Source organism: Vibrio sp. J383, from assembly GCF_023503985.1.
GTDB lineage: Bacteria > Pseudomonadota > Gammaproteobacteria > Enterobacterales > Vibrionaceae > Vibrio > Vibrio splendidus.
Window position 1 is genome coordinate 3,157,980 of the sequence record NZ_CP097293.1, and the last position, 25,910, is coordinate 3,183,889.

The 25,910-nt window shown below is 41.7% G+C and carries 25 protein-coding genes; 6 read left to right on the plus strand and 19 right to left on the minus strand.

Annotation, left to right across the window (positions count from 1 at the left end):
• Positions 1-194: 194 nt before the first annotated feature.
• The gene (locus M4S28_RS14115; RefSeq protein ID WP_017080750.1) at positions 195-1,121 is read right to left on the minus strand and encodes a LysR family transcriptional regulator; all 927 of its coding nucleotides are present in this window, start codon (positions 1,119-1,121) and stop codon (positions 195-197) included.
• 100 nt (positions 1,122-1,221) lie between these two features.
• Between M4S28_RS14115 and chrA the strand changes: the two genes are divergently transcribed.
• The gene (gene chrA / locus M4S28_RS14120) at positions 1,222-2,370 is read left to right on the plus strand and encodes a chromate efflux transporter (RefSeq protein ID WP_249631991.1); all 1,149 of its coding nucleotides are present in this window, start codon (positions 1,222-1,224) and stop codon (positions 2,368-2,370) included.
• A 204-nt stretch (positions 2,371-2,574) separates the two neighbouring features.
• On the opposite strand, the gene M4S28_RS14125 is transcribed toward chrA, so the two are convergent.
• From M4S28_RS14125 to M4S28_RS14200, 16 genes are all read right to left on the minus strand, one after another.
• Positions 2,575-3,495, minus strand: a complete 921-nt coding sequence (locus M4S28_RS14125; RefSeq protein WP_249631992.1) for a glycosyltransferase family 2 protein — start codon at positions 3,493-3,495, stop codon at positions 2,575-2,577.
• Positions 3,488-5,269 (minus strand): hypothetical protein, encoded by a 1,782-nt coding sequence (locus tag M4S28_RS14130; RefSeq protein WP_249631993.1) that lies wholly within the window; start codon positions 5,267-5,269, stop codon positions 3,488-3,490. The genes M4S28_RS14125 and M4S28_RS14130 overlap by 8 nt, the downstream gene beginning before the upstream one ends.
• Positions 5,270-5,287: 18 nt before the next feature.
• The gene (locus M4S28_RS14135) at positions 5,288-6,292 is read right to left on the minus strand and encodes a tetratricopeptide repeat protein (protein ID WP_249631994.1); all 1,005 of its coding nucleotides are present in this window, start codon (positions 6,290-6,292) and stop codon (positions 5,288-5,290) included.
• Complete coding sequence (locus tag M4S28_RS14140; RefSeq protein WP_102498635.1) at positions 6,289-7,260, minus strand: type II secretion system F family protein; 972 nt, start codon at positions 7,258-7,260, stop codon at positions 6,289-6,291. The genes M4S28_RS14135 and M4S28_RS14140 overlap by 4 nt, the downstream gene beginning before the upstream one ends.
• A 3-nt stretch (positions 7,261-7,263) precedes the next feature.
• Entirely contained in the window at positions 7,264-8,229 is a 966-nt protein-coding gene (locus M4S28_RS14145; RefSeq protein ID WP_102498636.1) for a type II secretion system F family protein, read from the minus strand.
• Positions 8,230-8,238: 9 nt separating this feature from the next.
• Entirely contained in the window at positions 8,239-9,687 is a 1,449-nt protein-coding gene (locus M4S28_RS14150; RefSeq protein WP_029222298.1) for a TadA family conjugal transfer-associated ATPase, read from the minus strand.
• A gap of 33 nt (positions 9,688-9,720) precedes the next feature.
• Positions 9,721-10,941, minus strand: a complete 1,221-nt coding sequence (locus M4S28_RS14155) for an AAA family ATPase (protein WP_102398355.1) — start codon at positions 10,939-10,941, stop codon at positions 9,721-9,723.
• A gap of 24 nt (positions 10,942-10,965) precedes the next feature.
• Positions 10,966-11,451: a TadE/TadG family type IV pilus assembly protein gene (locus M4S28_RS14160; protein ID WP_108100217.1), complete on the minus strand. Its 486-nt coding sequence runs from the start codon at positions 11,449-11,451 to the stop codon at positions 10,966-10,968.
• A complete protein-coding gene (locus M4S28_RS14165; protein WP_249631995.1) occupies positions 11,451-11,879 on the minus strand; it encodes a TadE/TadG family type IV pilus assembly protein in 429 nt (142 codons plus the stop codon). Before M4S28_RS14165 ends, M4S28_RS14160 begins: the two co-directional genes overlap by 1 nt.
• A 2-nt stretch (positions 11,880-11,881) precedes the next feature.
• Positions 11,882-13,156 carry a TadE/TadG family type IV pilus assembly protein gene (locus M4S28_RS14170; RefSeq protein WP_249631996.1) on the minus strand — a complete coding sequence of 425 codons (1,275 nt, stop codon included), beginning with the start codon at positions 13,154-13,156 and terminating at the stop codon, positions 11,882-11,884.
• A gap of 16 nt (positions 13,157-13,172) precedes the next feature.
• Complete coding sequence (locus tag M4S28_RS14175; RefSeq protein ID WP_017080025.1) at positions 13,173-13,469, minus strand: hypothetical protein; 297 nt, start codon at positions 13,467-13,469, stop codon at positions 13,173-13,175.
• Positions 13,432-14,886, minus strand: a complete 1,455-nt coding sequence (locus M4S28_RS14180; protein WP_249631997.1) for a type II and III secretion system protein family protein — start codon at positions 14,884-14,886, stop codon at positions 13,432-13,434. The genes M4S28_RS14175 and M4S28_RS14180 overlap by 38 nt, the downstream gene beginning before the upstream one ends.
• An 8-nt stretch (positions 14,887-14,894) precedes the next feature.
• Complete coding sequence (cpaB, locus tag M4S28_RS14185) at positions 14,895-15,644, minus strand: Flp pilus assembly protein CpaB (protein ID WP_017080023.1); 750 nt, start codon at positions 15,642-15,644, stop codon at positions 14,895-14,897.
• Positions 15,637-16,986, minus strand: a complete 1,350-nt coding sequence (locus M4S28_RS14190) for a DUF8689 domain-containing protein (protein ID WP_249631998.1) — start codon at positions 16,984-16,986, stop codon at positions 15,637-15,639. The genes cpaB and M4S28_RS14190 overlap by 8 nt, the downstream gene beginning before the upstream one ends.
• 37 nt (positions 16,987-17,023) lie before the next feature.
• On the minus strand, positions 17,024-17,554 hold the full coding sequence (locus M4S28_RS14195) for an A24 family peptidase (protein WP_102535115.1): 531 nt from the start codon (positions 17,552-17,554) through the stop codon (positions 17,024-17,026).
• 157 nt (positions 17,555-17,711) lie between these two features.
• Positions 17,712-17,882, minus strand: a complete 171-nt coding sequence (locus M4S28_RS14200; RefSeq protein ID WP_086715348.1) for a Flp family type IVb pilin — start codon at positions 17,880-17,882, stop codon at positions 17,712-17,714.
• 194 nt (positions 17,883-18,076) lie between these two features.
• Between M4S28_RS14200 and M4S28_RS14205 the strand changes: the two genes are divergently transcribed.
• From M4S28_RS14205 to M4S28_RS14215, 3 genes are all read left to right on the plus strand, one after another.
• Positions 18,077-18,820 (plus strand): helix-turn-helix domain-containing protein, encoded by a 744-nt coding sequence (locus tag M4S28_RS14205; protein WP_249631999.1) that lies wholly within the window; start codon positions 18,077-18,079, stop codon positions 18,818-18,820.
• An 83-nt stretch (positions 18,821-18,903) separates the two neighbouring features.
• On the plus strand, positions 18,904-20,592 hold the full coding sequence (locus tag M4S28_RS14210) for an AMP-binding protein (protein WP_249632000.1): 1,689 nt from the start codon (positions 18,904-18,906) through the stop codon (positions 20,590-20,592).
• Between the two features lie 338 nt (positions 20,593-20,930).
• Entirely contained in the window at positions 20,931-21,836 is a 906-nt protein-coding gene (locus M4S28_RS14215) for a LysR substrate-binding domain-containing protein (RefSeq protein WP_249632001.1), read from the plus strand.
• Between the two features lie 145 nt (positions 21,837-21,981).
• On the opposite strand, the gene M4S28_RS14220 is transcribed toward M4S28_RS14215, so the two are convergent.
• Positions 21,982-22,188 (minus strand): DUF1127 domain-containing protein, encoded by a 207-nt coding sequence (locus M4S28_RS14220; RefSeq protein ID WP_061022452.1) that lies wholly within the window; start codon positions 22,186-22,188, stop codon positions 21,982-21,984.
• 103 nt (positions 22,189-22,291) lie between these two features.
• On the opposite strand from M4S28_RS14220, the gene M4S28_RS14225 reads away from it, so the two are divergent.
• Both M4S28_RS14225 and M4S28_RS14230 read left to right on the plus strand, forming a co-directional pair.
• On the plus strand, positions 22,292-23,242 hold the full coding sequence (locus M4S28_RS14225; protein ID WP_249632002.1) for a LysR substrate-binding domain-containing protein: 951 nt from the start codon (positions 22,292-22,294) through the stop codon (positions 23,240-23,242).
• A gap of 45 nt (positions 23,243-23,287) precedes the next feature.
• A complete protein-coding gene (locus tag M4S28_RS14230) occupies positions 23,288-23,506 on the plus strand; it encodes a VF530 family protein (protein ID WP_054547529.1) in 219 nt (72 codons plus the stop codon).
• 128 nt (positions 23,507-23,634) lie between these two features.
• Here the strand turns inward: M4S28_RS14230 and fusA are convergent, their stop codons facing one another.
• The gene (gene fusA / locus M4S28_RS14235; protein ID WP_004734469.1) at positions 23,635-25,722 is read right to left on the minus strand and encodes an elongation factor G; all 2,088 of its coding nucleotides are present in this window, start codon (positions 25,720-25,722) and stop codon (positions 23,635-23,637) included.
• Positions 25,723-25,910 lie beyond the last annotated feature (188 nt).

Genomic DNA, 25,910 nt, shown 5'->3' on the forward strand with positions numbered 1-25,910 from the left:
TAAGTCCGTTTAGCCTGGTAGTTTTTTAAGCTATATCATGAGGATATAACCATTTTTTTACTTAGGTAAATCAAAAAGCCTATTCTTTACGACTGCTTTGAGTCGTAAATTAAGTATAGTCACGTTCTAGTAATTAACCGGATTTTTTTAGGGATAATTTGGACAAACTTAACGTCAAATCACAGCTCATAAATTTAGTCACTAATCACAGATGAAATAGCTTTAGCAATCAACTTTCTAAGTAATTTATTTTTATCATCTAGATGCTTTGCCTTGCGATAGACAAGCTGTATATCAAAGTCTGGAACATCGATAGGTGGTTTCACCGCCAGTAAAGTATCTTCGGTATCAATATCATTACGCGCCACGAGCCGAGGAACAATACACAACAACTCTCGACCACGAATTAATCGTTTTACTGTCAAGAAGTTACTTGAAGATATAGCGACTTTTCGACTGAAACCTAGCTCAGCCAATCGAATATCAACACCCGTTTTTAGAGCCCCCGCAGGAGAAACCAATGCATGTTCTACAGATACAAACTGATCTAAAGACATTGGTTGTTCAATAGATAAAACCGACTGATCGAACAAACACACATGTTGCTCTGTATACAAATGCTTTGTTCGATAAGGCTTTGGTACCTCACCAAAACTACCGATCGCGATATCGAGCTTAGCGTCTTCAAACACTTGTTGATAGTTGCTTCGATTGACATTGAATAACGTCACTTGAGAATAAGGCGAAGATTGCTTAATAAGATCAAACAACATTGGAGCGAACATCTGCTCTGCATAATCGGTAAGTCCGATCTTCCAAGTGCCTTTATAGGTTGCTACATCAAACGATTTAGACAACAGTACTTCTGACTGAATGGTATTGAGTAAGGCATCGACGGTGCTTGATAATTCAATCGCTCGGTCGGTCGCTTCCATCTTGCTACCGACCCGCTCAAACAAAGGGTCATCAAACAGCTTTCTCAATCTTTGTAAGCTATGACTCATCGCAGATTGGCTGACATAACAACGTTCAGCCGCCTTACTAACACTGTTGGTTTTATACAGAGCTTGCAGTGCAATCAATAAGTTAAGATCAATTCCTTTCCAGTTAAAATCAGCCACAAATCAATCCCATATCATTCATAATTATAATTAAAACAATTAATTTGAATCATAGTTTAACTCCACCTAAATTACGCTAAACATTTATCTGGAATCGATCATGCTTTCAATTTTTAAAACCTTTTTCTGGCTTGGCTGGATTAGCTTCGGTGGACCAGCGGCACACATTGGCTACTTCCGTAAAACCTTTGTTGAGAAACTGAATTGGTTATCCGACGAAGAGTACGGGCAAATTGTCGCCCTCAGTCAATTTCTGCCGGGTCCAGGCTCAAGTCAGGTTGGCTTTGCGGTTGGTTACAAAAAAGGTGGCTTAACCGGTGCGATTGCCGCATTTGTAGGCTTCACCTCCCCTTCTGTCATCCTAATGTTGATATTGGCCTTAGTGAGCAACCAGTTGTTGGAAGCACCGCTTTTCATTTCAATCATCCACGGGCTTAAGTTACTCGCGGTCGTGGTTGTAGCTGACGCCACTTTCGGCATGTACAAAAACTTTTGCCAATCAAAGGTAGCAACAGCACTGTGTGTGATCACCGCGATTGTTCTACTTTTGATTCCTGGGATCTGGCCTCAAGTCTTAGTGCTCCTATTTGCAGCAATCATTGGCAGCAAATTTTTAACCTCACACGAATTAAAAACAGCACCTTCGACGCACAAGATATCGTTAACACCACTCGTGATTTTCGTTGCTTTACTGGTTGGTCTGCCTCTATTCAGTGCTTACTCTCAAGGCATTGAAGTATTTGGCTTGTTCTACCAAGCAGGCAGCTTGGTATTCGGTGGCGGTCACGTGGTTCTTCCGTTGCTACAGAATGGCATTGGTGACCAACTGTCTCAAGATGCCTTCCTAACAGGCTATGCCGCAGCGCAAGCCGTACCGGGACCGATGTTTACGTTAGCCACTTACCTAGGTTATGTATTAATGCCATCAGCACCGATCACAGGGGCACTGCTCGCAACGATTGCGGTGTTCTTACCGGGCTTCTTGCTGCTACTGGGTGTATTGAAGAACTGGCAGGTAATTGCGAGTAAGCCTCTAGTAGCTGGGGCGCTTACAGGTGTGAATGCGGCTGTAGTCGGCTTATTACTTGCGGCTCTATACCAACCCATCTTCACAAGTGCAGTGAGTAGCGGCTTAGACTTCGCTCTGATCATTGTTGGTGTTTGGCTATTGAAAACCGTGAAGATGCCGATTGTAGGTTTAGTGGGGATCTTCATGTTATTGGGTGCGATTACCGGTCTCGCAATCTAAGTAATAATTGAGAGTAAGAGGTAGGGGAGCTAGTCGCCTACTTCTTACTTTAATCAAAATCGTCATCACAGCAGCAGCTATACAATTGCAACTCCACCTAGCACTTCAAGCACTTCAAGCACTTCAAGCACTTCAAGCACTTCAAGCACTTCAAGCACTTCAAGCACTCGAGTGCAGCTCCCTTGGCCAAAAACCTCAGCCTAATTATTTATCGTCCTTAAATCTTAAAATAGAGAGTATTCTCATCTCTCGCCTACCTCGTGATACGTTATCGAGTATCAAACCGCAGAAAAAAGACATCACAGCGATCAAAGCTATTGAGCTAGACAAAACAGCTGTAGGTAGCCTTGCCACTAAACCCGTGTCAACGAATTCAACAATAACGGGAATACCTAAGCTCAATGAAATAAGACCAAGCAATATCGAGAGCACGCCAAAGAAAAACATTGGTTTTACATCTCTCAATAAGAACAAGATAAAGTTGAGGATCTTGAAGCCATCACTCAAGGTGTTCAGTTTACTAGCGGTTCCTTCCGGCCTAGATTGGTACTGAGTTGAGACTTCTTTAATGGACATATTATGGTGTAACGCATGCACGGTGAGTTCTGTTTCTATTTGGAAGCCATCGCTGAAGATAGGTGCGGTTTTGACAAATCGATGGCTCATAATTCGATAGCCAGAAAATACATCATTCAATTGTGCATTGAATGCTAAGTTAATCAGTGATGAAAACATCTTGTTGCCAAGGATATGTCCTTTAGGATATGCACCAGAAGAGCGCTCGCGACTTCCAATAATCATATCGAGCTTTTCATTATTTAATTGCTCGATCAACACCGGGCACACTGACGCATCGTAAGTGTCATCGCCATCAGCCATCACATAAACATCAGCCTCAACATCAGAGAACATCCGCCTCACGACTTCCCCTTTACCTTGGCGAGGCTCATGTCGCACAATCGCCCCTGCTTGTAACGCCTCGTTGACCGTGTTGTCGGTTGAATTATTGTCGTAAACATAAATGTATGCATCAGGTAAGGCTTGTTGAAAAGAGGTAACCGTTTCGCCAATGGCTCCGGCTTCGTTATAACATGGGAGTAATATTGCTACTTTCTGTTTATTCATGCTCACTCCTTACTTTAAAAACTCGGTAACCATCCTCAATTCCATCGTATGTAACATCTAGCCAAGCAGGAATGTTATCTCCATAAAGCCTTCTAACTAAAGAGTCCTCGCTTCCAGTATTCTTGAGGAGAGATAAGTGAGGATCATTACCGATCAATATATAATCAACCTTTTTATCGACTATTTTGTTTCTTGCTAGAAGCATGTCCTCTTCTAACATCACTTCGATTAAAAATTGGTTACCCACAATATTTCTATGATAAGGCGCGGCGATTATACTGTTGTTCGTTTTAGCCAATACAGGTGCACCCGTTTCTATTCCTGAAAGGATCGTATGTGAATTAATACCTTTATCTTTTAGTACTTTAAATATATTGGGTGACTTGTATTCACTATCAAAGGTTGTGGTAATCTCACCCGTTGGAGACAATACAAGAATGAAAAATGCTACCGATAACGGTGATCCAGAAAAAATAATGATTATTTTTAATATCGAAAGTCTTACATATTCAGACAGCTTAATAATAAAATATGCTTGAAAAGGTGCAGCTAAAACAAAACACAACCTTATCACCCTAACTTGCCAAAATATCGCAAGGACTAAATTAAAAACAAATATGATATACAATATAGTACAGTGGTGATTTTTAATTCTTAAAACTGGGTATAGAATAGCGGGTACCAATAGTAAGGCATAGTTATCGACAGAAAAGAAACCTTTAATTGCTATATAACCAACTACAGATTTGGCCTCGGTGACCTGATCTAGCCAGTACAGCTTAAGTATCGGTGGGTAATCAATAAACAAAGCACTGGTCAGTGAGGGATAAAGGATCACAACCGGAAATAAACACAACAAACCAAGGGAAACAAACAATAATATTCTTTGTTTTAAGCTCATATCATCATTAGTCAATCGATTGTAAATATTAACAAACACCCAACCACTAAGGAAAAGAATGATGAGAATAAATGATACTTCGTCATATTTAAAAACAAAAAATTCATCGTAAGGTCTATTCAATAAGACAGCAAAAGCAGAAAAAAAAGTACAAGTTAGGTATAGCTTGGAGATATAACCAAACCATCCTTTATGAACAAAACTGTAATAAACCGTATAAATTACAAAGAAAGCCATAAATAACAATATATTCTCCATTCCTGTCCACAACGATAAAGACAGAAAAGCAGATTGAGCGTAAACACGCCATGATTGTTTCAGATTACGAATAGTAATAGGTGTTAATGACAGAAAAAGTGTTGCTAATATAAGTTGTATATTGTGATGATCAATAGAACCGGGTAAGAAATGAATAATTGAAGGCGAGGAAATAGCAAACATCATAGTGACAAATCGATACTTCTCTCCAAAATAATGTTCGCATAGATAAAAGCATGATAGCGCATACAATAATAAATAGAGCAAAGGAACAATAGACATTGAAATTGCATATGCAACACTGTCGCCAACCATAAATAGCAATGGGAAAGCAACTAAAGATAGCATTAGGTCAGGAAATCGAGACCAATGAATAATAATACCATCAGCGGCATTGAAATTACTCATCGGCTCTAGGTACCAATGCCCGTTCTTCATCCACTCTTGAAACTGAACAAAACGCATATAATCGTCATTGTCATTCAAGTTGAGTATTGAAACGCTTTCCCACTTATAAAAAAATATCACTATGGCACAAACTAGCCAAAGGGCAGAAATTACAATGATATCTTTATTAAAGCTTTCGCTTTTAGGCAATATGAATATCCTTTTCATTGAGCCAAAATCAAATTTCTACTGTTCCATCTCTCTCACTTCTGATAACGCTCTATTTAAATTTTCATTCGCTACTTTGTAGTAAGATGATTTCTTATCGATAGCTTGCTGTAGATAAGGAACTGCCTGATCGGGCTTTCCTTGTAATATCAAGAAGTAGCCGACATTATTCAACGCTTCCGGCGCTTCCATATGTCTCATAAATACGTTGGTTGCTTTTTTAATATCCCCAGAGGCTAAATAAATAAGCGCCAAATTATTCTGAGCTTTTTCATTATTCGGTTCTAACTCTAAGGCTGAACGCGTGTATTGATACGCTTCCTTGTAGTTACCGTACATGTAGTGGGAGTAGCCCATATTCAACAAAGCTTTGACTGAACTTTTGTCTATCGTCAGTGATTTTTTAAAGTACTCTTGTGCGATCTGATGCTTTCCGTCAACATCTTCCAGTACGCCAATCCCCATATACGCCAATGCTGGAGACATACTATCGACCTTCAAACTGGCCACTTCACTTTGGCTCAAAGCTTGGTAATTTTGGATAGTTTCACTGCTTTTTAAACGAACTTGATCTGAATTAATCGCTTTAAAGAAATAACTACGTCCTTCATCGGTACGACGTTGTTTGGTGTATAGAGCGCCTAACTGTTCCAAAACTTCAGTGTGAGCGGGGTTAAAATCTAGCGCTGCAAGGTAAGCTTTCTCGGCCAACGCATAGTTACCGCAAGACGAATGTATTTGGCCAATAGTGAACAGGGTTTTATCGTGAAACTCTTTTTCAGGGAAAGACAAAGAGCGTATGTATTCATACAACGCCAAGTCTATATTGTTGTCTCGCAGAGCAATGTCACCGCGCATAATTGCTTCTTTTTCATTTAGCGGTGGATCATCACTAGTCAAACTATCGATTGGTTTACCCGAATACAATTCGGCATCAAATTGGTTGGTTGGTTCGTCAGAAGATGCACAACCAAGTAGCAAAATGGGCAATAGTAGTAGAAGAAACTTATTGTATAACATCATAAACTTGCTCCCGGCGCACTTAATGCGTCCATTACGATCAAGAGTCCAGGGCCAAGTGCAACAATGAAAAAACAAGGCCAAATAAATATCAACATGGGGAATAACATTTTAGTCGGTATTTTCGCAGCGATTTCTTCAGCGGCTTGCTGACGCTTATCTCTAAAATCTTCAGTATAGTCACGGAGCGTTTGCGCTAAACTTCCGCCCATTCTCGATGCATGAGAAAGCAAAGAAACCAAGCCTTCCAATTCAACTAAACCAGTTCGTTCGATAAGCTGCCTAAGCGCATCAGGCATAGTGACGCCCGCTTGAATTTTAGCAAACACAGTCTCTAGTTCATCCGCAAGTTCAGGCTGAGAGATATAAAGCTCTGATGCAACACGTCCAAGAGCTGCATTAAAGCCAAGCCCTGATTCAGTACATACAACAAGAAGATCAAGCGCATCAGGGACGCCGTTTCTGATTTTTTTCTGACGCTCTTTTTGTAGCTTACTGAGAATAATATTAGGAGTGAATGTACCAAGAAAAACACAGGTCATTATAAGTAATTTATTATACTCTCCGCCTAACGCTATGTAATAAACCATAAAGCCCGCGACGATACCTATTAAGCTAGATAAAACCTTCAACGCATAGAAAACCGATAACGAACTCTTCTCATGGAACCCGGCATGCATCAACTTTTCCGAGTAAGTTTCATTATCTTTTTTATTACCTTTACTTATAAAAGGGCTTAATGATTCTAACGTATTCGAGAAGTCGTATGGTTTTCTGCCAGTCGGTGCCCCGTCTTCTGATATCTGTCTCAGTTTCTTGTCCAAAGGAGAACGAGCTCCTAAAAATAGAAATCCAAGCGTTAGCGTTAACAAGACTGTTGTAAGCAAAATCATCGAATAGATAACCATCTGAGAGCTAACTCCAAAGTCTGCTAACATCTGCTTCCAAACTTCAATATTTAATAATTCCATAGGTTATATCTCTATGCTGATGATCTTTTTAATCCACAAGGCTCCGATAGCCAAAAGAACAATACCGACACTCACCATGGATAGGCCGCGGGGATCTTTATAGAGTGGCTCGATATACTCGGGACTAGCGACCCTTAATGCGAAAAACAAACCAAAAGGAGATAACGTTAAGATCCATGCTGATAAACGACTTTCAGCAGAGAGCGTTCTGACTTTCCTTTCCAGTTTAAAACGCGCTCTAAGTACTTCAGATACCTTTTGCAGATTTTCAGAGAGATTACCCCCAGTCTCTTTTTGCAACATTACAGCACTAGAAAATGCCAACATTGAGACGGTTGGTACTCGTTCTGTCATCTGTAGAATCGCCAAGCGTAAGTCATAACCATAGTTAAGTAGGTTATAAGTATTTTTAAATTCAATACCGATTGGATCTGGAAGTTCTTCGCCAACTTCATTGAATGATTGGACGAGCGGTTGTCCTGCTTGCAATGCGCGTCGAATAATATCTAAAGCCTCAGGAAGTTGTTCCTCAAATCGAGCCATTCGGTAAGTCACTCGATTTTGCACAAATAGATAAGCGATAACCCAAACAAAAATGAACGCCCCCACACTGATGAACCATACTTGGTTGGTCATTATCGATATCAACGTGAGCAACACACCACAAAGAGAAACAATGAGTAAAAAGCGGCTCAATGCCAATTTAAAGCCGGCTAGTTCTAGCATTTTCTTTAAGCCAGCAAAATATGGAATGACGATTAATTTGCGGTCTACTGGAGATAATTCTTTGTTATAGTGTTCTTTGAGTAATGATAAACTCTCTGCATCGATATTACGTTGCGTCTCTTTCAAACGTCGAGACAACTCTTTGTGCTTCGCTTTTTTCCCTGCTGCAGGGAGCAACAAAGCTTGAGAGATAAAAAGCACCGCAATGAATAATAGACCTAATGAAACGCTTACATTGTCCATAATCTCTCCTTAACCTTTGGTCTCACTAAAGAGCTCGAAAGGCAGGTCGAGTCCACGTTTGACTAACTGGTCATGGTATTGAGGCACAACCCCCGTTGCTGTGAAATAACCGATAATATTGCCGTCTTCATCAATACCTTTACGCTGAAAACGGAATATTTCCGACATCGTAATCACCTCACCTTCCATACCGTTGATCTCTTGGATACTCACCATACGACGCTTACCATCTTCTTGTCGTTCCATTTGAACAACAAGGTGGATAGCCGAAGCAATTTGAGCTCGTAAGTTTTTGGTTGATATGTTCCACCCTGCCATCGAGAACATGTTTTCAACACGACTCAAGGCATCACGGGGGGTATTCGCGTGAATGGTAGCCAGTGAACCATCATGACCCGTATTCATCGCCGCTAGCATGTCAACGGCTTCGCTACCACGCACCTCCCCAACCACGATTCGGTCTGGTCGCATACGCAAGGTATTTTTAACCAATTCGCGCTGGCTGATTTCTCCCTTCCCTTCTAGGTTAGCAGGGCGGGTTTCGAGACGAATAACATGTGGTTGTTGCAGTTGTAATTCTGCCGAGTCTTCTATGGTAATAATTCGTTGGTCTCGCGGAATGAAACCAGAAAAGATATTCAGTGTGGTTGTTTTCCCTGACCCCGTCCCTCCTGAAATCAGGATATTCAGCTCACCTTTCACGGCAGCCTCCACAAATTTAGCCATTTGAGGAGAGACTGAGTCGTAACCAATTAAGTTATCCATGGTCAGACGATCGACAGCAAAACGACGGATCGAAACGGAAGGGCCATCGAGTGCGAGAGGCGGGATAATCGCATTAACACGGGAACCATCAACTAAGCGGGCATCTACCATAGGTGATGCTTCATCTATACGACGACCAACCTGACTGACGATACGGTCAATAATGTTTCTTAAATGGCGATCATCAAGAAAAGTATAGGGCGTTTTTTCGAGTTTACCCCGTCGCTCCACATAAACACTTTTAGGGCCGTTGACCAATATATCCGATACAGTTTGATCAGCTAATAAGGGCTCCAACGGACCAAGACCAAAAACTTCATCTTCTATCTGTTTGATGACCCGTTTACGTCCTTCTGCGCTGAGTGCATGACTACCATCATCAGCCATCAACTGAACGATAGCTTCGTGTAAGTCGAGCTTAGCGCGCTCCTTCTCCAAACTCGAAAGCAATCCTAAATCTAGGGTTTCAAGCAGCTGCTTATGAAAGAAGTGTTTGATTGATAATTCTTGCTCCAGTACTTTTCGAGCTTCATCGATCGCTTTCTCCTTTTCAACGCTCGCTTCTGTCCGAGAGTTACTGGACGTCTCAACACTTGATAAACGTTCAACAGGATTGGCATCTTCTGAATCATGCGAAATCTGTTCTACTTTTTTTTCAAACTCTGGATTTACATTTTTTCGTTTAAAGAACATCACAATCCCTCGTGTTTACTTTTCATCAACTCATTATGAAAACAACTTTTTCAGCCACCCTTTCTCTTCCTGCTCCGGTGGTGAAAGAACATGAGATAAGTCAATGATAGAGCGAGTAATAGAGCTTTTTTTTCTCGACTGAACTAACGGCTGCCCTAAGTTGGCACTCTCTAGCGCGACTTTAAAATCATTTGGCATAAGGTGTATGTCGTGGTTACCCACTGCTTGCTCAATGTCTTTCAACTTAATTGAATGTCGCTTTTCATAACGGTTGAGAATGACCTCTATTGAGTCACTTTGTAAGCCGTACTCAAACTTCAGAGATTTAATTAGTCGGCTTGTGTTTTTTACTGACACTAAGCTCTGTTGCAAAACCAAAAGTACTTTAGTCGCTGGTGATATTGCTGATGCAAATACGTGATCTAAGCCTCTAGACAGGTCAATGATCACATAAGGGTAGAAACGACGCAGAATTGGAAGTAATCGGCCAATTTTCTGAGCCTGCTCGAAATCATCAGCGTTATTTTCATGTTTAAAGCTTAGAACATGGAGACCTGATTCGTGTTTATTTACCAAAGAGCCCAAAGACATTTCATCCAAATCATTAGAGCTATTGATCGCATCAGAAACGCTATAAGTCGGAACTATGTTCAAATAGTCTGGGATCACGCCAAACTGAAGATCGATATCAAGTAAAAGAACTTCATTAGGGTGTTGAGTCGCCATCTCAATGGCAGTATTTAAAGCCAAGGTGGTTGCCCCCATCCCTCCTTTGGTATTCAAAAACAAGATAAACTCTCCGTAACTGGAGTTCTCAAGTTTTTCGGAAGCGGTTTTCTTCAATAATGGAAGTAAGTCCGATAGAGTCACATTGTGAGACAAAAAATCTGATGCCCCTAAACGAAGTGCTATTTTTAGTGATCCGTTATCACTTTCATCACCAAGCACAACTAAAGACAAATCCTTGTCTTCTAAAGACAAATCATACCCTTGCAACTCAACCATTTTTTGAGCCCAATTCCCATTAGCTTCAACGAAAATAAGCTCTGGGACATCTGCACTTTTTAGGTATTCCTCACTCATTGCCGCAAGAGAAAACGACGTTACATGAACATTTCGGCATTTTTTTAGTTCTTTACTCATATGCGAATGAAAGCCGTCAGTACTGTAGACTAACCAAACCTTTAGATTCGTTCTTAAACGCGTCATATCTTTATCGTTTTCATTCGGCGTTATTTTGATCGCTTCCCCCATACCGCTACTCCCGTAATAAATAACTTATGGACACCGATTCCTTTTTTCAGAGTCCGCCCTAACCACACCTAAGCTTTCAGCTGGTAATATTGTTTCAAACGCAGGGGCAGCAAGAAATCCATTCACTCCTAGAAAGCTTAGGTTACTGATTAACTGAATGCCATAACCCGTAGCCCTAGCACGCACAAACTTAATGGTGCCAAAGTTCGCTTCAAAATCAGAAGCAACCTCTCCCCCGCTCGCGTCTAAGTAAGCCACTTCTAAGTTCGCATTAGTAAATCCAACAAGAGGAATATCATCCACCACCATTCCTGCAATATTGTCTCTATCTAGGACGTAACATACCGTCGCTAACCGAGCTGCCTTCCTAGTCGCTTCGCTGACCATTTGTAGCGAAAATATATAGGCACCCAACGCTAAAATGAGAAAGAGAAGTAGAAAAATTAGCGATGAGACCAGAGTGAACTCAATAATGGCCAGCCCTTTAATTCGTCTTTTAAGCCTTGTCATCACAGCACCCTCATCACTGAAGTCACACTTAATGGAACAGCAAAACTCTCATTCGAAAAAGGAATAGACAAGAAAAGTGGAACATAATCATACGTCACACTAACTCGTACATAACTGTCGCCTGAAGGCGGGGTTACCGTCACATCCGATGTCGTCAATGAAGATAGTACAGCTGTCCCCGCGCTGTTCTGACCATAGACCACGACATTCTGAATTTCAGACGTCGGTGCGATGGTTCCACCAATGGTTCCATATACTTCACTAACCGCATAACGAGCGCCATTTTGTACTGACTTCGATATCACATTGTAGTGAATCAGAACATTGCCAAGCTCTAGAACTAAAACTAGAAAAAACAATAAGATGGGAGTCACAATGACCATCTCTACAGCAGCAAACCCCTGTTGAAATTGATTAGATTGCTTCATGGTCAAGACTCCCCACTATTGGGGTCCTTATACAGAACAATCTTATAAGTCCCTTCCGTTGTCGACGTTGTACTACCAGAACCACCAGCAACACTGCAAGAGTGGATAAACTCACCAAAAACGGCGGGTGTACCTGAGTTATTAGTTGGTGCTTTTTGCAACAAGAAAAAGCACCCAATTTTGTTTACGGTAAAGTCGGTTGCACCACCACTTTTACCTGAGCAATCAACCATAGGAATCGGTAAAATTCTTCGCCAAGCCACACCATTGGATGCACACCCTGAACCTCCGCTTGCTATACAGGCGTTAGTCTCTGACTCATATTGAGCGTAGGTATAACTTCCGTCAGAGTCGATCTCTCCCGTACCGGCATCAATCGTTATTTCATTGGTAGGTTCTGTGGTTACATAATCTGAAGGATAATCTGATGCAGATAAGCCACCACCATAGTCACCAAAACGAGTATTCAGGCCATCGCCTGTGGGACCAACAGTTCCACCTGGTTTAGTGGTTATATTGTCACCAATCGCTACAGGATAACTATAATTCCCACCTAAGCCTTCTTTGACGGTTTTACCACCAGAGCCAAAGTCTAATAGGTGATAATTACCATTACCCATTTCAGATAGTTTGTTATCCCCTACCTTAAGAGCATGAACGGTACCGACCTCATAACCAAACACATTGGTTATTACCTCACCGGTGTCATCGTGAAAACCATCTTCAGGATCAATATCGTTATCGGAGGTGCCATCACCAATACACACTCCAATGGGTACAACGTTATTAACTACTTCTTGCCCTGAGCTTGGCCCAGCAACGGCACTTGCCGATACTGCCTTATCAAGACCAAACAGTTGAATGAAAAATTCATCCATCTCTAGTGCATCCACGCGAACTCGCACATAAACATCATCACTTGCACCGAACGTCGTCGTGATCGCGCCAGTAAAATCCTGTGGGTCATTCGAATAATCAATGCTTATAGAAGCGGTCGAAAAATCAATTTCTTGGTTCCCTGTTGAAGCCGCCATAGCATTGAGCGCCGTACCGACTTCCGCGTCTACCGCGTCTTTATCTTTGCTATTGTCTAATATGGTTGCGGCAGCCAGCGCTGCAGAATCAACTGCATTTTGTAAGCGCGTTTTATTTACAACCATATGGTTTATGTCTACAGCTAGCGCTGAGACAGCTAGAAAAACCAACAAGGCAGCAGTAATCATCACCACAACTAAGCCTTGTTGCTTTTTAGGGCTTTGTGATACTCGATACAACATATGAGTACCTCCAGATTTAGTTAAAATCTTCTAAGATCTGGCTACTACTTCCGGACAGTTCGTTTTCACCTCTGCCAACATATCTGTCGTAACCAGTCTGCATCCGCTCCCCTGTACCATCAGGTACTTCGAGTAAATTCTCTTGGGTAGCATTAGGGTTATACGTTTGCTCTGTTTTCACTAGTGCTACCGAGTGCCCTAAACGAGCATCGTTCGCACAGCCAACTAATAACATTGCGAGAAAGATCATCATTATTTTAGTCATATCTATCCCCTTATAAATCATGCCCAAATGAGCCTTCGCTACCACCATCGGTCGGTGATATATCCTGTGAAACTTGAGATTGCTCTGAATCAGATTCAGACGGTTCAGCTATGTAAGCGCCTCGGCCCAATAAGTAATACTCCAAGTCATTAGGGTCAACAAAAGCATCAGTTGGCAGTGTTACTTTACTTCTATCCACCGGTTTGGCGAGTCGAGGCGTAACAAGAATGACCAACTCTGTTTCACCAGACACATATTCTTGGCTATTGAAAAGCTGACCTAAAATCGGCACATCTCCAAAACCTGGCATCTTGTTACTGATGTCCCTAACATTCTCACTCAACAACCCCGCAATACCGATAGTTTGTCCGTCGGCTAGCTCCAGTGTTGATGACGCGCTACGTCGAGTAATAGGTGGGATAAAATAAGTCGCATTTGTGGTACCCGGATCAATGGTCAATGAGCTGGTATTGGCTATCTCACTAACATCAACGGCTAGATTTAAATTGATTTTTTTGTCACTGAGTACCGTCGGTATAAATTTAAGCCCTACACCGTATTCTTTGTATTCAATGGTAATGCCATCTTCGTCTGGCACAGGGATAGGAAATTCACCACCCGCTAAAAACTCAGCCTTAGAACCACTTAATGCGGTTAAGTTAGGTTCAGCCAATACCTTAGCGACCCCGTTTTGTTTTGCTACGTCCAGTGCGAAAGTAAACAGAGTATTACTATCAATGAAAGACCCTAAAATGCCGTAGTCCGTCGACGTGGGAATATTGAAGATAGGCGTAGCTCCTAATACTCCGGCAGGTACAGAAGACGCCCCCCAAGAAAAGTCAGACCCACTGGTTTGGAAAAAGTGGAAGTTCGCATCAAACTTTCTCACTAAGCTTCTTTGAACCTCGGCAACCGTCACCTCTAACATAACCTGTTGCGCGCCACCTATAGACATTAGGTTGATAACACCTGTCGCTGCAGCTTGCTCACTTCCGCTTTCTTTTGATTCGTCAGCAGCCTGCCCTGACGAATAGGTTTCTGCAATTCGCATCGCCACATTCATTTGTTGTTGGTTACTAACCTGACCACTCAGCAACAAACGATTCTGCGCACTGTGCACCTCGATAGTTTCATCAGGAAGGAACTCATATAATTTAGCTTTGAGGCTATTAAGATCATGAGTAACTTCGATGTTAATAGACTCAATCAACTGACCTCGAGAGTCCCAAGCCATTAGGTTTGTCGCACCTAATTTTTTACCAATTAAAAACAGTTCATTTGATTTTAAAATTACAATATCTAAGACTTCAGGATCACCAAGAGAAACCTTCGCCGCTTTTCCCGACAACACCACATGCGTAGATTTATGATGTGGAACCGTGACTGTTTTTCCTGTCTGCAATGCCGCAACACTGGCCGTCGAAAAACAAATCAGGCTCAAAACACACGCTAATAATATTTTCATATCTCACCTCAATCCTTGACGCGCACATTAGATGTTTCTGTACCTTTGATAATGGTGACACTTGGTCTAGGCACATATCGACGAACCACTTTTTTCTCAACTTCGTGTGGGTTTCTCAAGGTCAGCTGAATACTGCCTTTGCTTTTAGCTGTCAGAAGTTTCTCCGCTTCTTTCGGCGTCATCTCAAGTGTTACCGCTCGCACGATAATCGGACTGTTTTCTTTCGTTTTAGCCGTTTGGTCGACAGCCAAAACCTTAATATCTTTAAGAACGGTTTGAGTCGCTGCAGAATTTTTTCCGTAAGAAACGGTATTGAGAATATCAACCTTATTACCCGGTAATAAGAACCCCGCCACACCAATAACATCATCAACACGTATCGTTACCGCACGTTTATTTTCAGGGATAAGAGCGGCAAGTGTTGACCCTTCTCCTGGTACAGTAAATCGTAACTTGTGAAGCACCTCTCCGGCATAGATAGTATTCGCAACAACCTTGCCAATCAGATCCGCTTTATCCGAATAGTTATTTTCATTAATCCAATCAACTTCCATCAACCTGGTGGTTAAAAACTGATCCTCGATAATGGTTCCGGCTTCAATTTCTTGTGATGCGACAACAACGGGGTGACGCTCGACCGTTTCAACTTCAACGGTTGGCTGAACTTGATCATCCATCCACTGCTTAGCAAAAAATACAGCCGCTAAGCCGAATACTACGGACAGTAAAAACAGTAGGAAAACTTGACTCTTATTCATTATTCTCTTCCTCGTGTCCATCAGAGGTAAAATAGACTTCCCATGCCATGGAAAGAATATCGAATGTGATAACAGGTGGGAGTTGCTCAAACGAAAGAATGTCTTTGCTTATACCAACGAGATCTTTCGGCAAACAGGGGAAAAGTGGCACCTTAAGAAGCGTGTGCATTTGAGACAAACGCTCAAAGAAACCATCTTGAAGCTCCATCTCTTTTTCAGCGACGACGCTCATCCATAAAGCTTCATAATCTCGCTGATTCAGCGGCTTGAATTCAATTTTGTAACCTAAACGACGTAGAAATGCAGGGTCGCTTATTTTCTTGGGATTTAGATTGGTAGAAAAGGCAAGCGTTAGAACAAACGGCATCGTGATTTGCTGGCCATTAGGTAGCGATAAATAATCAAAGGAATATTCCATTGGTACAATCCAACGATTAAGCAAAGCATCGACAGGCATGGGCTGACGACCAAGGTCATCAATGATAAAAATCCCATTATTTGCCATCATTTGTACAGGCGCTAACCAAACACGACTGTTCTCAGAATGATTGACTTCAAGCATATCCATAGTGAGCTCTCCACCCACCTGAATATTCGGCCTTTCACAATTAAGCCAACGCTTGTCGTATTGATCTTTGAGGGAGATACTTTGATCGCTACCGTTACTGTCTAACGGTTTATGATGTTGTGCAGAAAACACCTTGATAATGTTACCTAAGGCATAGACTGCATAAGGAATGAAAACAGACGTATGCAGCGCATTGACAATACGTGAAGCTACAAATGTTTTACCCGTCCCCGCATGCCCATATAGCAACAAAGCTCGTCCCGAATTTATTGCTGGCCCCAATACCGAAATCATTTTGTCGACACCATATACATCATTCAGTGCAGCTTCGACATGTGGCCGAGTCACTAACTCTGCTCTTAGATCCTGCAGCTTTACCACATCACTATATTGAGTAAGTGAAACGGGGGCGGGACCTAAATAAGCATCACGTTTAAAGGCAAGATCAGCTTCTTCAAGTCCTTTCTCAGAAAGGGAATAGCGGACGTGACTATGAGATGCAGATGAGAGAGAAAGGTTCGAGGTTGGTTGAAAAACTTCAATCAATGACTTTGTTCTCAACACAGCCAACGCACTTTCAACAATATGTGTCACAACACATAAATAGTTAGAAAGCTCTAAAACATCCGACTTGGGGTAGGCTGACAGGTGCTTCAACACAAGGTTTTCTATAACAACTTCAGGAACACCCAACATATCAATAGATGTAGGAACGGCTGGGGCTGAAATTTGAGGCTTCAAAGTTGTTGGATCAGTACGCCCTATAATATCCATATATTATTCCTCTCCATGAAGCTAACCAACAACAGATTTAAGTAAAGTAGCTATACATCGCCAATCCCATGACAACAGAGGGTGCAAAAGGCATCGTCACCTTATTTGAATACCTAGCGTGCGAACTAGCACTTTCATCCAATACTGGTGTCACTCCACCAAGCACGATCAGCTTATTTTCAAAATAGCCTTTAATACTAAGACTGTTCGAGTTGGAAAAGTTATATAGCAGGTAGAAAGTCCCGATCACTCCAGAAGAAAGTAAGATAAAGTACGACGCATCAAGTAATTGTCCCCACCCAAGATACATCCCCACAATACCTAATAGCTTCACATCTCCTGCAGACATAGCTCTTACAAAATATAAGAGTAATCCAAAACAAAAAAACACCACGAATCCAACTAAGGACATTAAAAAAACATCAAAGGTGTAATTGCGGTTAAACATTGATAAGAAGTACACAAACAAAAACAGTATCAATATTTTGTTTGGTATACGATGCTTCTCAACATCGTATACCGAAACTGCAATTAGCAATGCCCAAAAAACTGAAGGCTCATTAATCATATATTTAATTCATACACTCAAAATAATGCTCTGGATTTTACTCAGTAAGGCTGTTGCCATCCCAGAAAAAACCAACCCTATCGCAATAACAAGTAAGGCAGCAGCGATAATATAGGAAACCGAAGTAAGCCCTCTTTGCTGCCTCACTCCTTTCCGATCATAAACCACCAACGATTGTATTCAGTTTGGCTGCCAGAGTATTCCCTAAACCAGAAAATACAGTTGTCATACCTAATACTAATAATGCTGCACCGATTACGTACTCGATAACAGTCAACCCTTCTTCATCTTTCATGAATTCTTTACAATTATTCAAAAACTTATCCATGAGAACCTCTCCTTGATTTACGTATCAGGCTTTGTTTACCTGTAAACTAAATCTAGAGGTGAGAGATATATTCGGTTAGGATTTTTTTGCCATTCACTTGCACTTTTTTGTGGTACTTCTAATCTAATTGTTACGTATAGTAATTTAGCTAAATTTAAACCCACATTTAAATATGAAATAGAGTTGGTATTTATATGAAAGTAGTAACACCTTTATTATCAGATAAGGATAGCGACTTTAACGCTGTTATTATCAATAAAATAAGTCACTACTTTCCTATTGAAAACTTTGGACAAGATATATCTATAATCAGTAACTTAGATGTCAGGTTAGTGTTTTTCATATTGAATAAGCCAGATAAACTTCAACTACTTACAATGGCTTTAGCTATTTGCGAGAACCTAAATAAAAGAATAGTCATTATTTGCTCAGACCCGTTACCTAATATCGTTCGAAATCATAAGAATATATTTTTTATTATCGAAACAAACAGTAAACATCTGACCAGTAAGTTCGAAGAACTACAACGTAAAACGCAACATATCTTCGAGCCTCACTTTGATCTCGACCGAGATACAAACAACAACAATCAATTACCTGCAAAGTTGTTTACCTCTGAAGTCGTTAACTTTGTTATGGACAACATCAACAAAGAAATCAGAGAAACAGAAATCGCAGAAAAGTGTCATTGTTCAACAACCTACTTTTCTAAGAAGTTTCATCTACACTTTGGGGTAAGCTTTAGAGACTTTGTGTGCGATAAACGAATCCTGTTAGCCAAAAAGTTAATCGAAGCCGATACCGAATCAAAAATAGCTGTTATTTCTTACCAATGTGGATACAAGGATGTGTCGTATTTTTCAAGAATCTTTAAGAAAAGGACCGGAGTAACACCCGCAAGTTACAGACGTGCCTGCACGGATAACAGAAAACGCTAATTTTACTCCCTAAAAGAAAAAATCATGGTACATTTAACATGATTTTAACAAAAATAACTTAGCGAAAAACATGGAGTTAGACAATGATTCAGCCTAACGAGTTTAGCCAAGAAAAAGCAACAGCTCTCCCTACACCCAATGACATGATTTTAAAATGGGCAGAAGAACGCCCAGATGAAGTCTATTTAAAACAAATCATCAACCGCCAATTTGTTGAATTTACTTATAAAGAAGTGGCCGACAAAGCACTAAAACTGGCGTCAGCATTAGAAGGACTCGGAGCTCAACCCGGCGATCGAGTCGCGCTCGTTTCAAAAAACTGTGCAGAGTGGTTTATCTGTGATCTTGCCATGATGTTAGGAGATTTTGTCAGCGTCCCAATCTTTCCAACAGCGGGTGCAGATACTATTCAATACTGTATTGAACACAGTGAAAGTAAGATTGTAATTGCCGGTAAGCTTGATGATCCTAAAGCCACTCAAAAAGTACTCGATGATAATCCGAGTCTAATTAGTATCTCGTTACCCTACGATACTGCCGCTAAGTGCCAGCACACTTTTGAGCAACTTATCGAAACACATGAACCCTCAACCAAAAGACCTCAGCATCACGATGATAAGCTGATGTCGCTTGTTTATACTTCGGGTACGTCTGGGGTACCGAAAGGCGCAATGCTCACGTATGGTGCCTTTACATGGTCAGTTCAGAGATTAATCGATCACATTGGTATCCAACCTGGCGATCGCCTGTTTTCTTATCTGCCGCTTGCCCATATAACCGAACGAGTGTACATCTTTGGTTCTTCAGTGATGGGTGGGGTGGTTACTGCTTTCCCTGAATCTTTAGACACATTTATTGATGATGTAAAAATGCATCGTCCAACTTTGTTTATTTCAGTTCCTCGTTTATGGACTCTATTCCAACAACGAATCCAAGATAAACTTCCACAGAAAAAACTGAACTTCTTACTTAAAATTCCGTTCGTGAATAACCTAATTAAGAAGAAACTGGCTGATGGTCTGGGGTTAGACCAAGCTCGCGTTCTTGGCTGTGGCTCAGCTCCGGTATCACCAGCTCTACTTGCATGGTATCAGAGTGTTGGCCTACACATTACCGAAGCTTGGGGAATGACTGAGTCTTTCGCCTACAGCACGATTAACCACCCGTTTAGAGCAGACAAAATTGGCACTGTAGGTAATGCTGGTCCGGGCATCGAACTCAAAATTGCAGAAGACGAAGAGATTTTAGTTCGAAGCAAAGGCATGTTCTCTGGTTATTACAAAAATGACATTGCAACTCAAGAGTCTTTTAACTCAGAAGGTTGGCTTCATACGGGCGATATTGGTGATATCGACAGCGAGGGCTATTTAACGATTCGTGGGCGTAAGAAAGATACCTTTAAAACCGCGAAAGGCAAGTTTGTCGCTCCTGTACCCATCGAAAATAAACTCTTTGAGTACAGTCGTGTAGAAATGATGTGTTTGATAGGCTTAGGCTTACCTGGCCCTATCCTGCTGGTAGTACCGCATGACTTCCCTAATTTTGATCGGGCTCGTTACGAAAGAACAAGCAAACGCGTCATTGAAAAAATGAACGAACAGTTAGCTTCGCATGAGAAGATCAAAGGCGTACTGATGATTAAGGAACCATGGAGCATTGATAATGGTGTTCTTACTCCAACTCTCAAGATAAAGCGACATATCCTTGAGCAGAAATACCATGAAGTCGGTCATAACTGGCCGAAAGATAAATTGGTAGTTTGGGAAGAGTAATCAAAATCGAGAAGGAGCCAGTACGGCTCCTTTTTTGTAAGCTCAACTTATAGGTATTTAGTGTAATCAGCCGCATCATTGCTCCCATTGTCCAGACCGATGTCCTCCCTCATTCGACTGCTCAGCGATTCCGAACTAATAACTTGTCTCGATTTAGCCGTCTTACTCATCTTGGTTTTATCATTAACTTTAAGCATCTGATTAACAAATCTGCCGACCCAACAGGTTATTGTTTTCATTTTATCTCTCTTGTATTCCTTGTTTATTTGTCGCTATTATGGAAACAACCTGTTCGATAAGCGAACAACCATTGTTAACAGGGACTATAAGCTGAGATTATGGACAATAGACTGCGTCACCTTTCAGGTCTCCGTTACTTTGAAGTTGCGGCTCGCTTGAGCAATTACAGCAAAGCGGCTGAAGAGCTGTTCGTCACTCAAGCAGCCGTCAGCCAGAAGATTCGACAGTTAGAAGAACAGGTTGGATGTAAGCTCTTTATTCGTAAGGGGCGTGCAATGACTTTGACGCATGAAGGGCACACACTTTTTAGACATGTCTCTGATGGATTTCAAGAGGTTCTGCTGGGGTTAAACAAGATCCAATCAGAACCTATTCAAGGGCTGCTTGTTGTTAGAAGTCCCCCTTCTTTTGCTTCTCGTTGGTTACTACCTAGGCTGTGGAAGTTCTCGGTAAAGCACCCAGAGATCCCAATTAAGATACTAACAGGGTGTGATACCCCAAATTTAAAACATGGCGAGATTGATGTGGCTATTCGACAAGGCGAAGATCTATGCGTTGAAGAAGGCTTGACTCTTGAGATGCTAATCAACGAACCGGTTTACCCTTTTTGTTCCCCTGAACTCTCAAACTCTTTGAACTTCACATCACCTGAACAACTCCTCAAATGTTGGCTGATTCAGTTTGATAGCGGTTGTTTCCCGTGGGAGGAATGGTTTAGGCAAGCAAACATATCGACTCAAAGCAGCACCATTCAGTGGATGGAAGTCGGTACCTTTGATATGGGGTTAACGACTGTCATGGCGGGACATGGGGTTTGCTTAGCAACAGACAGCTTAGCTGGTGACTTCATCGAACGCGGCTTGCTAGTGAAGCCCTTTGATATAGGCATGACACCTGGGGTTCAAGTCAACCTATGCTTTGACCCTAACTCCCCGAGAGAAGAGCGTATTACAGCGTTCACCAATTGGTTGCACGAAGAAGTAAACGAGCTATTGGAGAACTAGCTCTGCCTATCAGCTCCTGAAATAAACAGTTCCCCAATAACTAAATACAGAATAGCAACGTAACTCTTCCTCGCCGACAAAGCTATGTTGAGTAAAAGCTATGTTGGGTAAAAACTGCATTGAGTAAAAGCTACGTTGCCCTGACTCACTCCCAAAACGATTTCTTCAGTTCTTTATCGACTTGATTCTGCGTAATACCAACATCTTCAAGTAAATGATCTGACAGTTCAGCTAGGTGCTTTCTCGTTCTACGGTTCTGAAGATACAGTCTAAATTTAGAATAGAATTTCTTAACTGATAACGATGGTAAGAATGATTGGTTAGTCCTTGATGTCGCTGTTATCGTGTTCATAGCCTTTCTCCTGTTGATCTTTCGCTTTGTTATGGTCAATAATCGACCAACAGAGCAACATCGACAAACGATAGATACTGACATTCAGTTAAGGAAAACTAATGTGAGAGAACGAACTCCACCATTTCAAGGGATCTATTACTTTTACACTGCAGCTGAAACTGGCAGTTTTAAACTTGCGGCAGAAAAACTGTTTGTCACGGCAGCAGCAGTAAGCCAACAAATTCGCCAACTTGAAGAATGGCTAGGCGCAGACTTGTTTATTCGCCAGCACCGAAAAATAGTACTCACTCACGAAGGTGAAGTGCTTTACCTGCAAGCGAAGAAAGGCTTTGCCCACATTCAAGATGGTGTGAGGCGAATTAACCAAGACCCAAACCCTACTCAACTTTCTATTTCAACCGTGCCATCATTTGCCCAACACTGGTTGGTACCTAGAATTGGCGACTTTCGCGATCGCCACCCTGACCTATCCATGCTGATTGAACCGACTAACAAGCTAGTGACGTTTGAAGATTCTAATGTCGATGTCTGCGTTCGGTATGGTCACGGTAACTACCCAAATATCGAGTCTCGTTGGTTAATGGACGAGGTGGTTTACCCAGTTTGTCACCCGATTTATCAAGAGAAGCATGGGATCCATGACATTGACGATCTGCATAAAGCTGAATTGATTGAAGATCGATGGCCAGATATGGATTGGAATCTATGGCTAGACATTGTTGGAGCGAAGGCAGGACGCTCATCATTGCAATTTGATGGCTCGCATTTTGTTTTAGAAGGTGCATTATCCGTACAAGGCGTTGCTCTTGTGAAGCACAGTTTGGTGTATCGGTATTTGCAGGAAAAGAAACTCGTTCGAATCGGTAACATCGCACTTAAGCCCAAATACAATTACTTCCTATGTGCGCCAGCTGGATACTTTCATCGCGAGAAAATCAAACGCTTTGAAGCTTGGATGCAAAGTCAGGTTCAGTTATTTGGAAATAAAGGTCGAGAAGAACTAACTATTATCGAGACAGATTACCAACTTAAATGGTCTGATAATTCATAAAGCGAAACTGGTATACTGAGCTCAAATAAATGGCGAGAACATCTCATGACACAAGAAAATAACCCGCTTCACGGCATAACACTGCAGAAGCTACTGACTGAATTGGTTGAGCATTACGGTTGGGAAGAGTTGAGTTATATGGTGAATATCAACTGCTTTAAAAAAGACCCAAGCATTAAATCTAGCTTAAAGTTTTTGCGTAAAACAGACTGGGCTCGAGTGAAGGTTGAGTCGATTTACATTGAGCTAAAACAGAACTCTTAAGTCTTAGTCTTAGTCTTAGTCTTAGTCTTAGTCTTAGTCTTAGTCTTAGTCTTCCAAGAGTAAGATAACAAAAAGCCCCGCAAGCTTTCACTTGCGGGGCTTTTTTAGTTAATTTAGAAAAGAGCTAATTACTTACCAGCTTCTTTTTCTGCTTTAACTTTAGCGATTACTTCTTCTGCCACGTTCATTGGACATGGAGAGTACTGTGCAAATTCCATAGAGAATTGGCCACGGCCTGAAGTAATTGTACGTAGGTGACCGATGTAACCAAACATTTCTGAAAGTGGTACGTCAGCTTTAATACGAACGCCAGTTACGCCAGCTTGTTGATCTTTGATCATGCCACGACGACGGTTAAGGTCACCGATAACATCACCAACGTGATCTTCTGGAGTAAATACGTCAACGTTCATGATTGGCTCAAGAAGTTGCGCGCCAGCTTTAGGCATAGATTGACGGAATGCACCTTTCGCTGCGATTTCAAATGCGATTGCAGATGAATCGACTGCGTGGAAACCACCATCGTAAAGTTCAACTTCAACGTCTAGCGTAGGGAAGCCAGCTAGTACGCCGTTTTCCATCATGCCACCAAAGCCTTTCTCAACAGCAGGCCAGAATTCTTTAGGTACGTTACCGCCAACAACTTTTGAAGAGAACGTAAAGCCAGAACCAGGTTCGCCAGGCTTGATACGGTAATCGATCTTACCGAATTGACCAGAACCACCAGACTGTTTCTTATGCGTGTAGCTATCTTCAATTGCTTGAGTGATAGTTTCACGGTAAGCAACTTGAGGAGCACCAACTGTTAGGTCAACGCCGTAAGTACGCTTAAGGATATCTACCTTGATGTCTAGGTGAAGCTCACCCATACCTTTCAGGATAGTTTCGCCAGTTTCTTCGTCAGTTTCAACTTGGAAAGATGGATCTTCTGCAACCATTTTACCGATAGCGATACCCATTTTCTCAGAACCGCCTTTATCTTTTGGAGATACAGCGATAGAGATTACTGGAGTTGGGAATACCATTGGCTCAAGCGTTACTTGATCTTTAGGATCACATAGAGTGTGACCTGTTTGCACGTTCTTCATACCAACGATCGCAATGATGTCACCAGCTTGTGCGCTAGTTAGTTCGTTACGGTCATCAGCTTGCATCTCAACCATACGGCCAACACGCTCAGTTTTACCTGTGAATGAGTTAAGAATCGTGTCGCCTTTGTTCAATTTACCAGAGTAAATACGAACGAAAGTTAGAGCACCGAAACGGTCATCCATGATTTTGAATGCAAGCGCTTTAAACGTTTCTTCAGTAGAAACGATAGCGTGGTTGCCAGTTTCTTCGCCGTTCTCGTCCATTAGAGGTTGAGGATCAACTTCAGTTGGAGAAGGTAGGTAATCTACAACAGCGTCAAGAATGATTTGAACACCCTTGTTCTTGAATGCAGAACCACAGTAAGTTGGGAAGAACGCTAGGTCACGAGTACCTTTACGGATACAACGCTTGATGTCTTCGATAGAAGGCTCTTCACCTTCCATGTAAGCTTCCATTAGGTCATCGTCTTGCTCTACAGCAGTTTCGATTAGCTCTTCACGGTATTGCTCTACGTCATCTACCATGTCCGCAGGAACATCTAGAATTTCGTAGTTTTCAGGAAGACCAGTGTCATCCCAAACGTATGCTTTACGGCTTAGAAGGTCTACAACACCCACGAATTCATCTTCGCGGCCGATTGGTAGAACCATAACTAGAGGAGTTGCACCTAGAACGTTTTTAACTTGGTCAACAACGTTGTAGAAATCTGCACCCATACGGTCTAGTTTGTTAACGAAGATCAGACGAGATACTTCTGATTCGTTAGCGTAGCGCCAGTTAGTTTCTGATTGTGGTTCAACACCACCAGAACCACAGAATACACCGATACCGCCATCAAGTACTTTAAGAGAACGGTATACTTCAACTGTGAAGTCAACGTGTCCAGGAGTATCGATAACGTTTAGACGGTGACCGTTCCAGAAACAGCTTACAGCTGCTGATTGGATAGTAATTCCGCGCTCAGCTTCCTGTTCCATGAAGTCAGTAGTTGATTCGCCATCATGTACTTCACCAGTCTTGTGGATCTGACCAGTTAGCTTAAGGATACGCTCAGTGGTAGTTGTTTTACCCGCATCAACGTGCGCGAAAATACCAATGTTTCTGTATTTCGATAAATCTGCCATTGTCTTACTCTGTTAATAGGATATAAAATGCGCGCAGAGTATATCACAATCTGTGAAGACTGATAGCTTTGCATGCATTTGGGACTAAAAAACTTTGCCTTTTTCTAACATATAGAAAAAGGCAATCTGTAGAAACAATCTAAATGATTGTTAAGTTTAGTGCTAACTTAAAGCGAAAATAGCGTTTA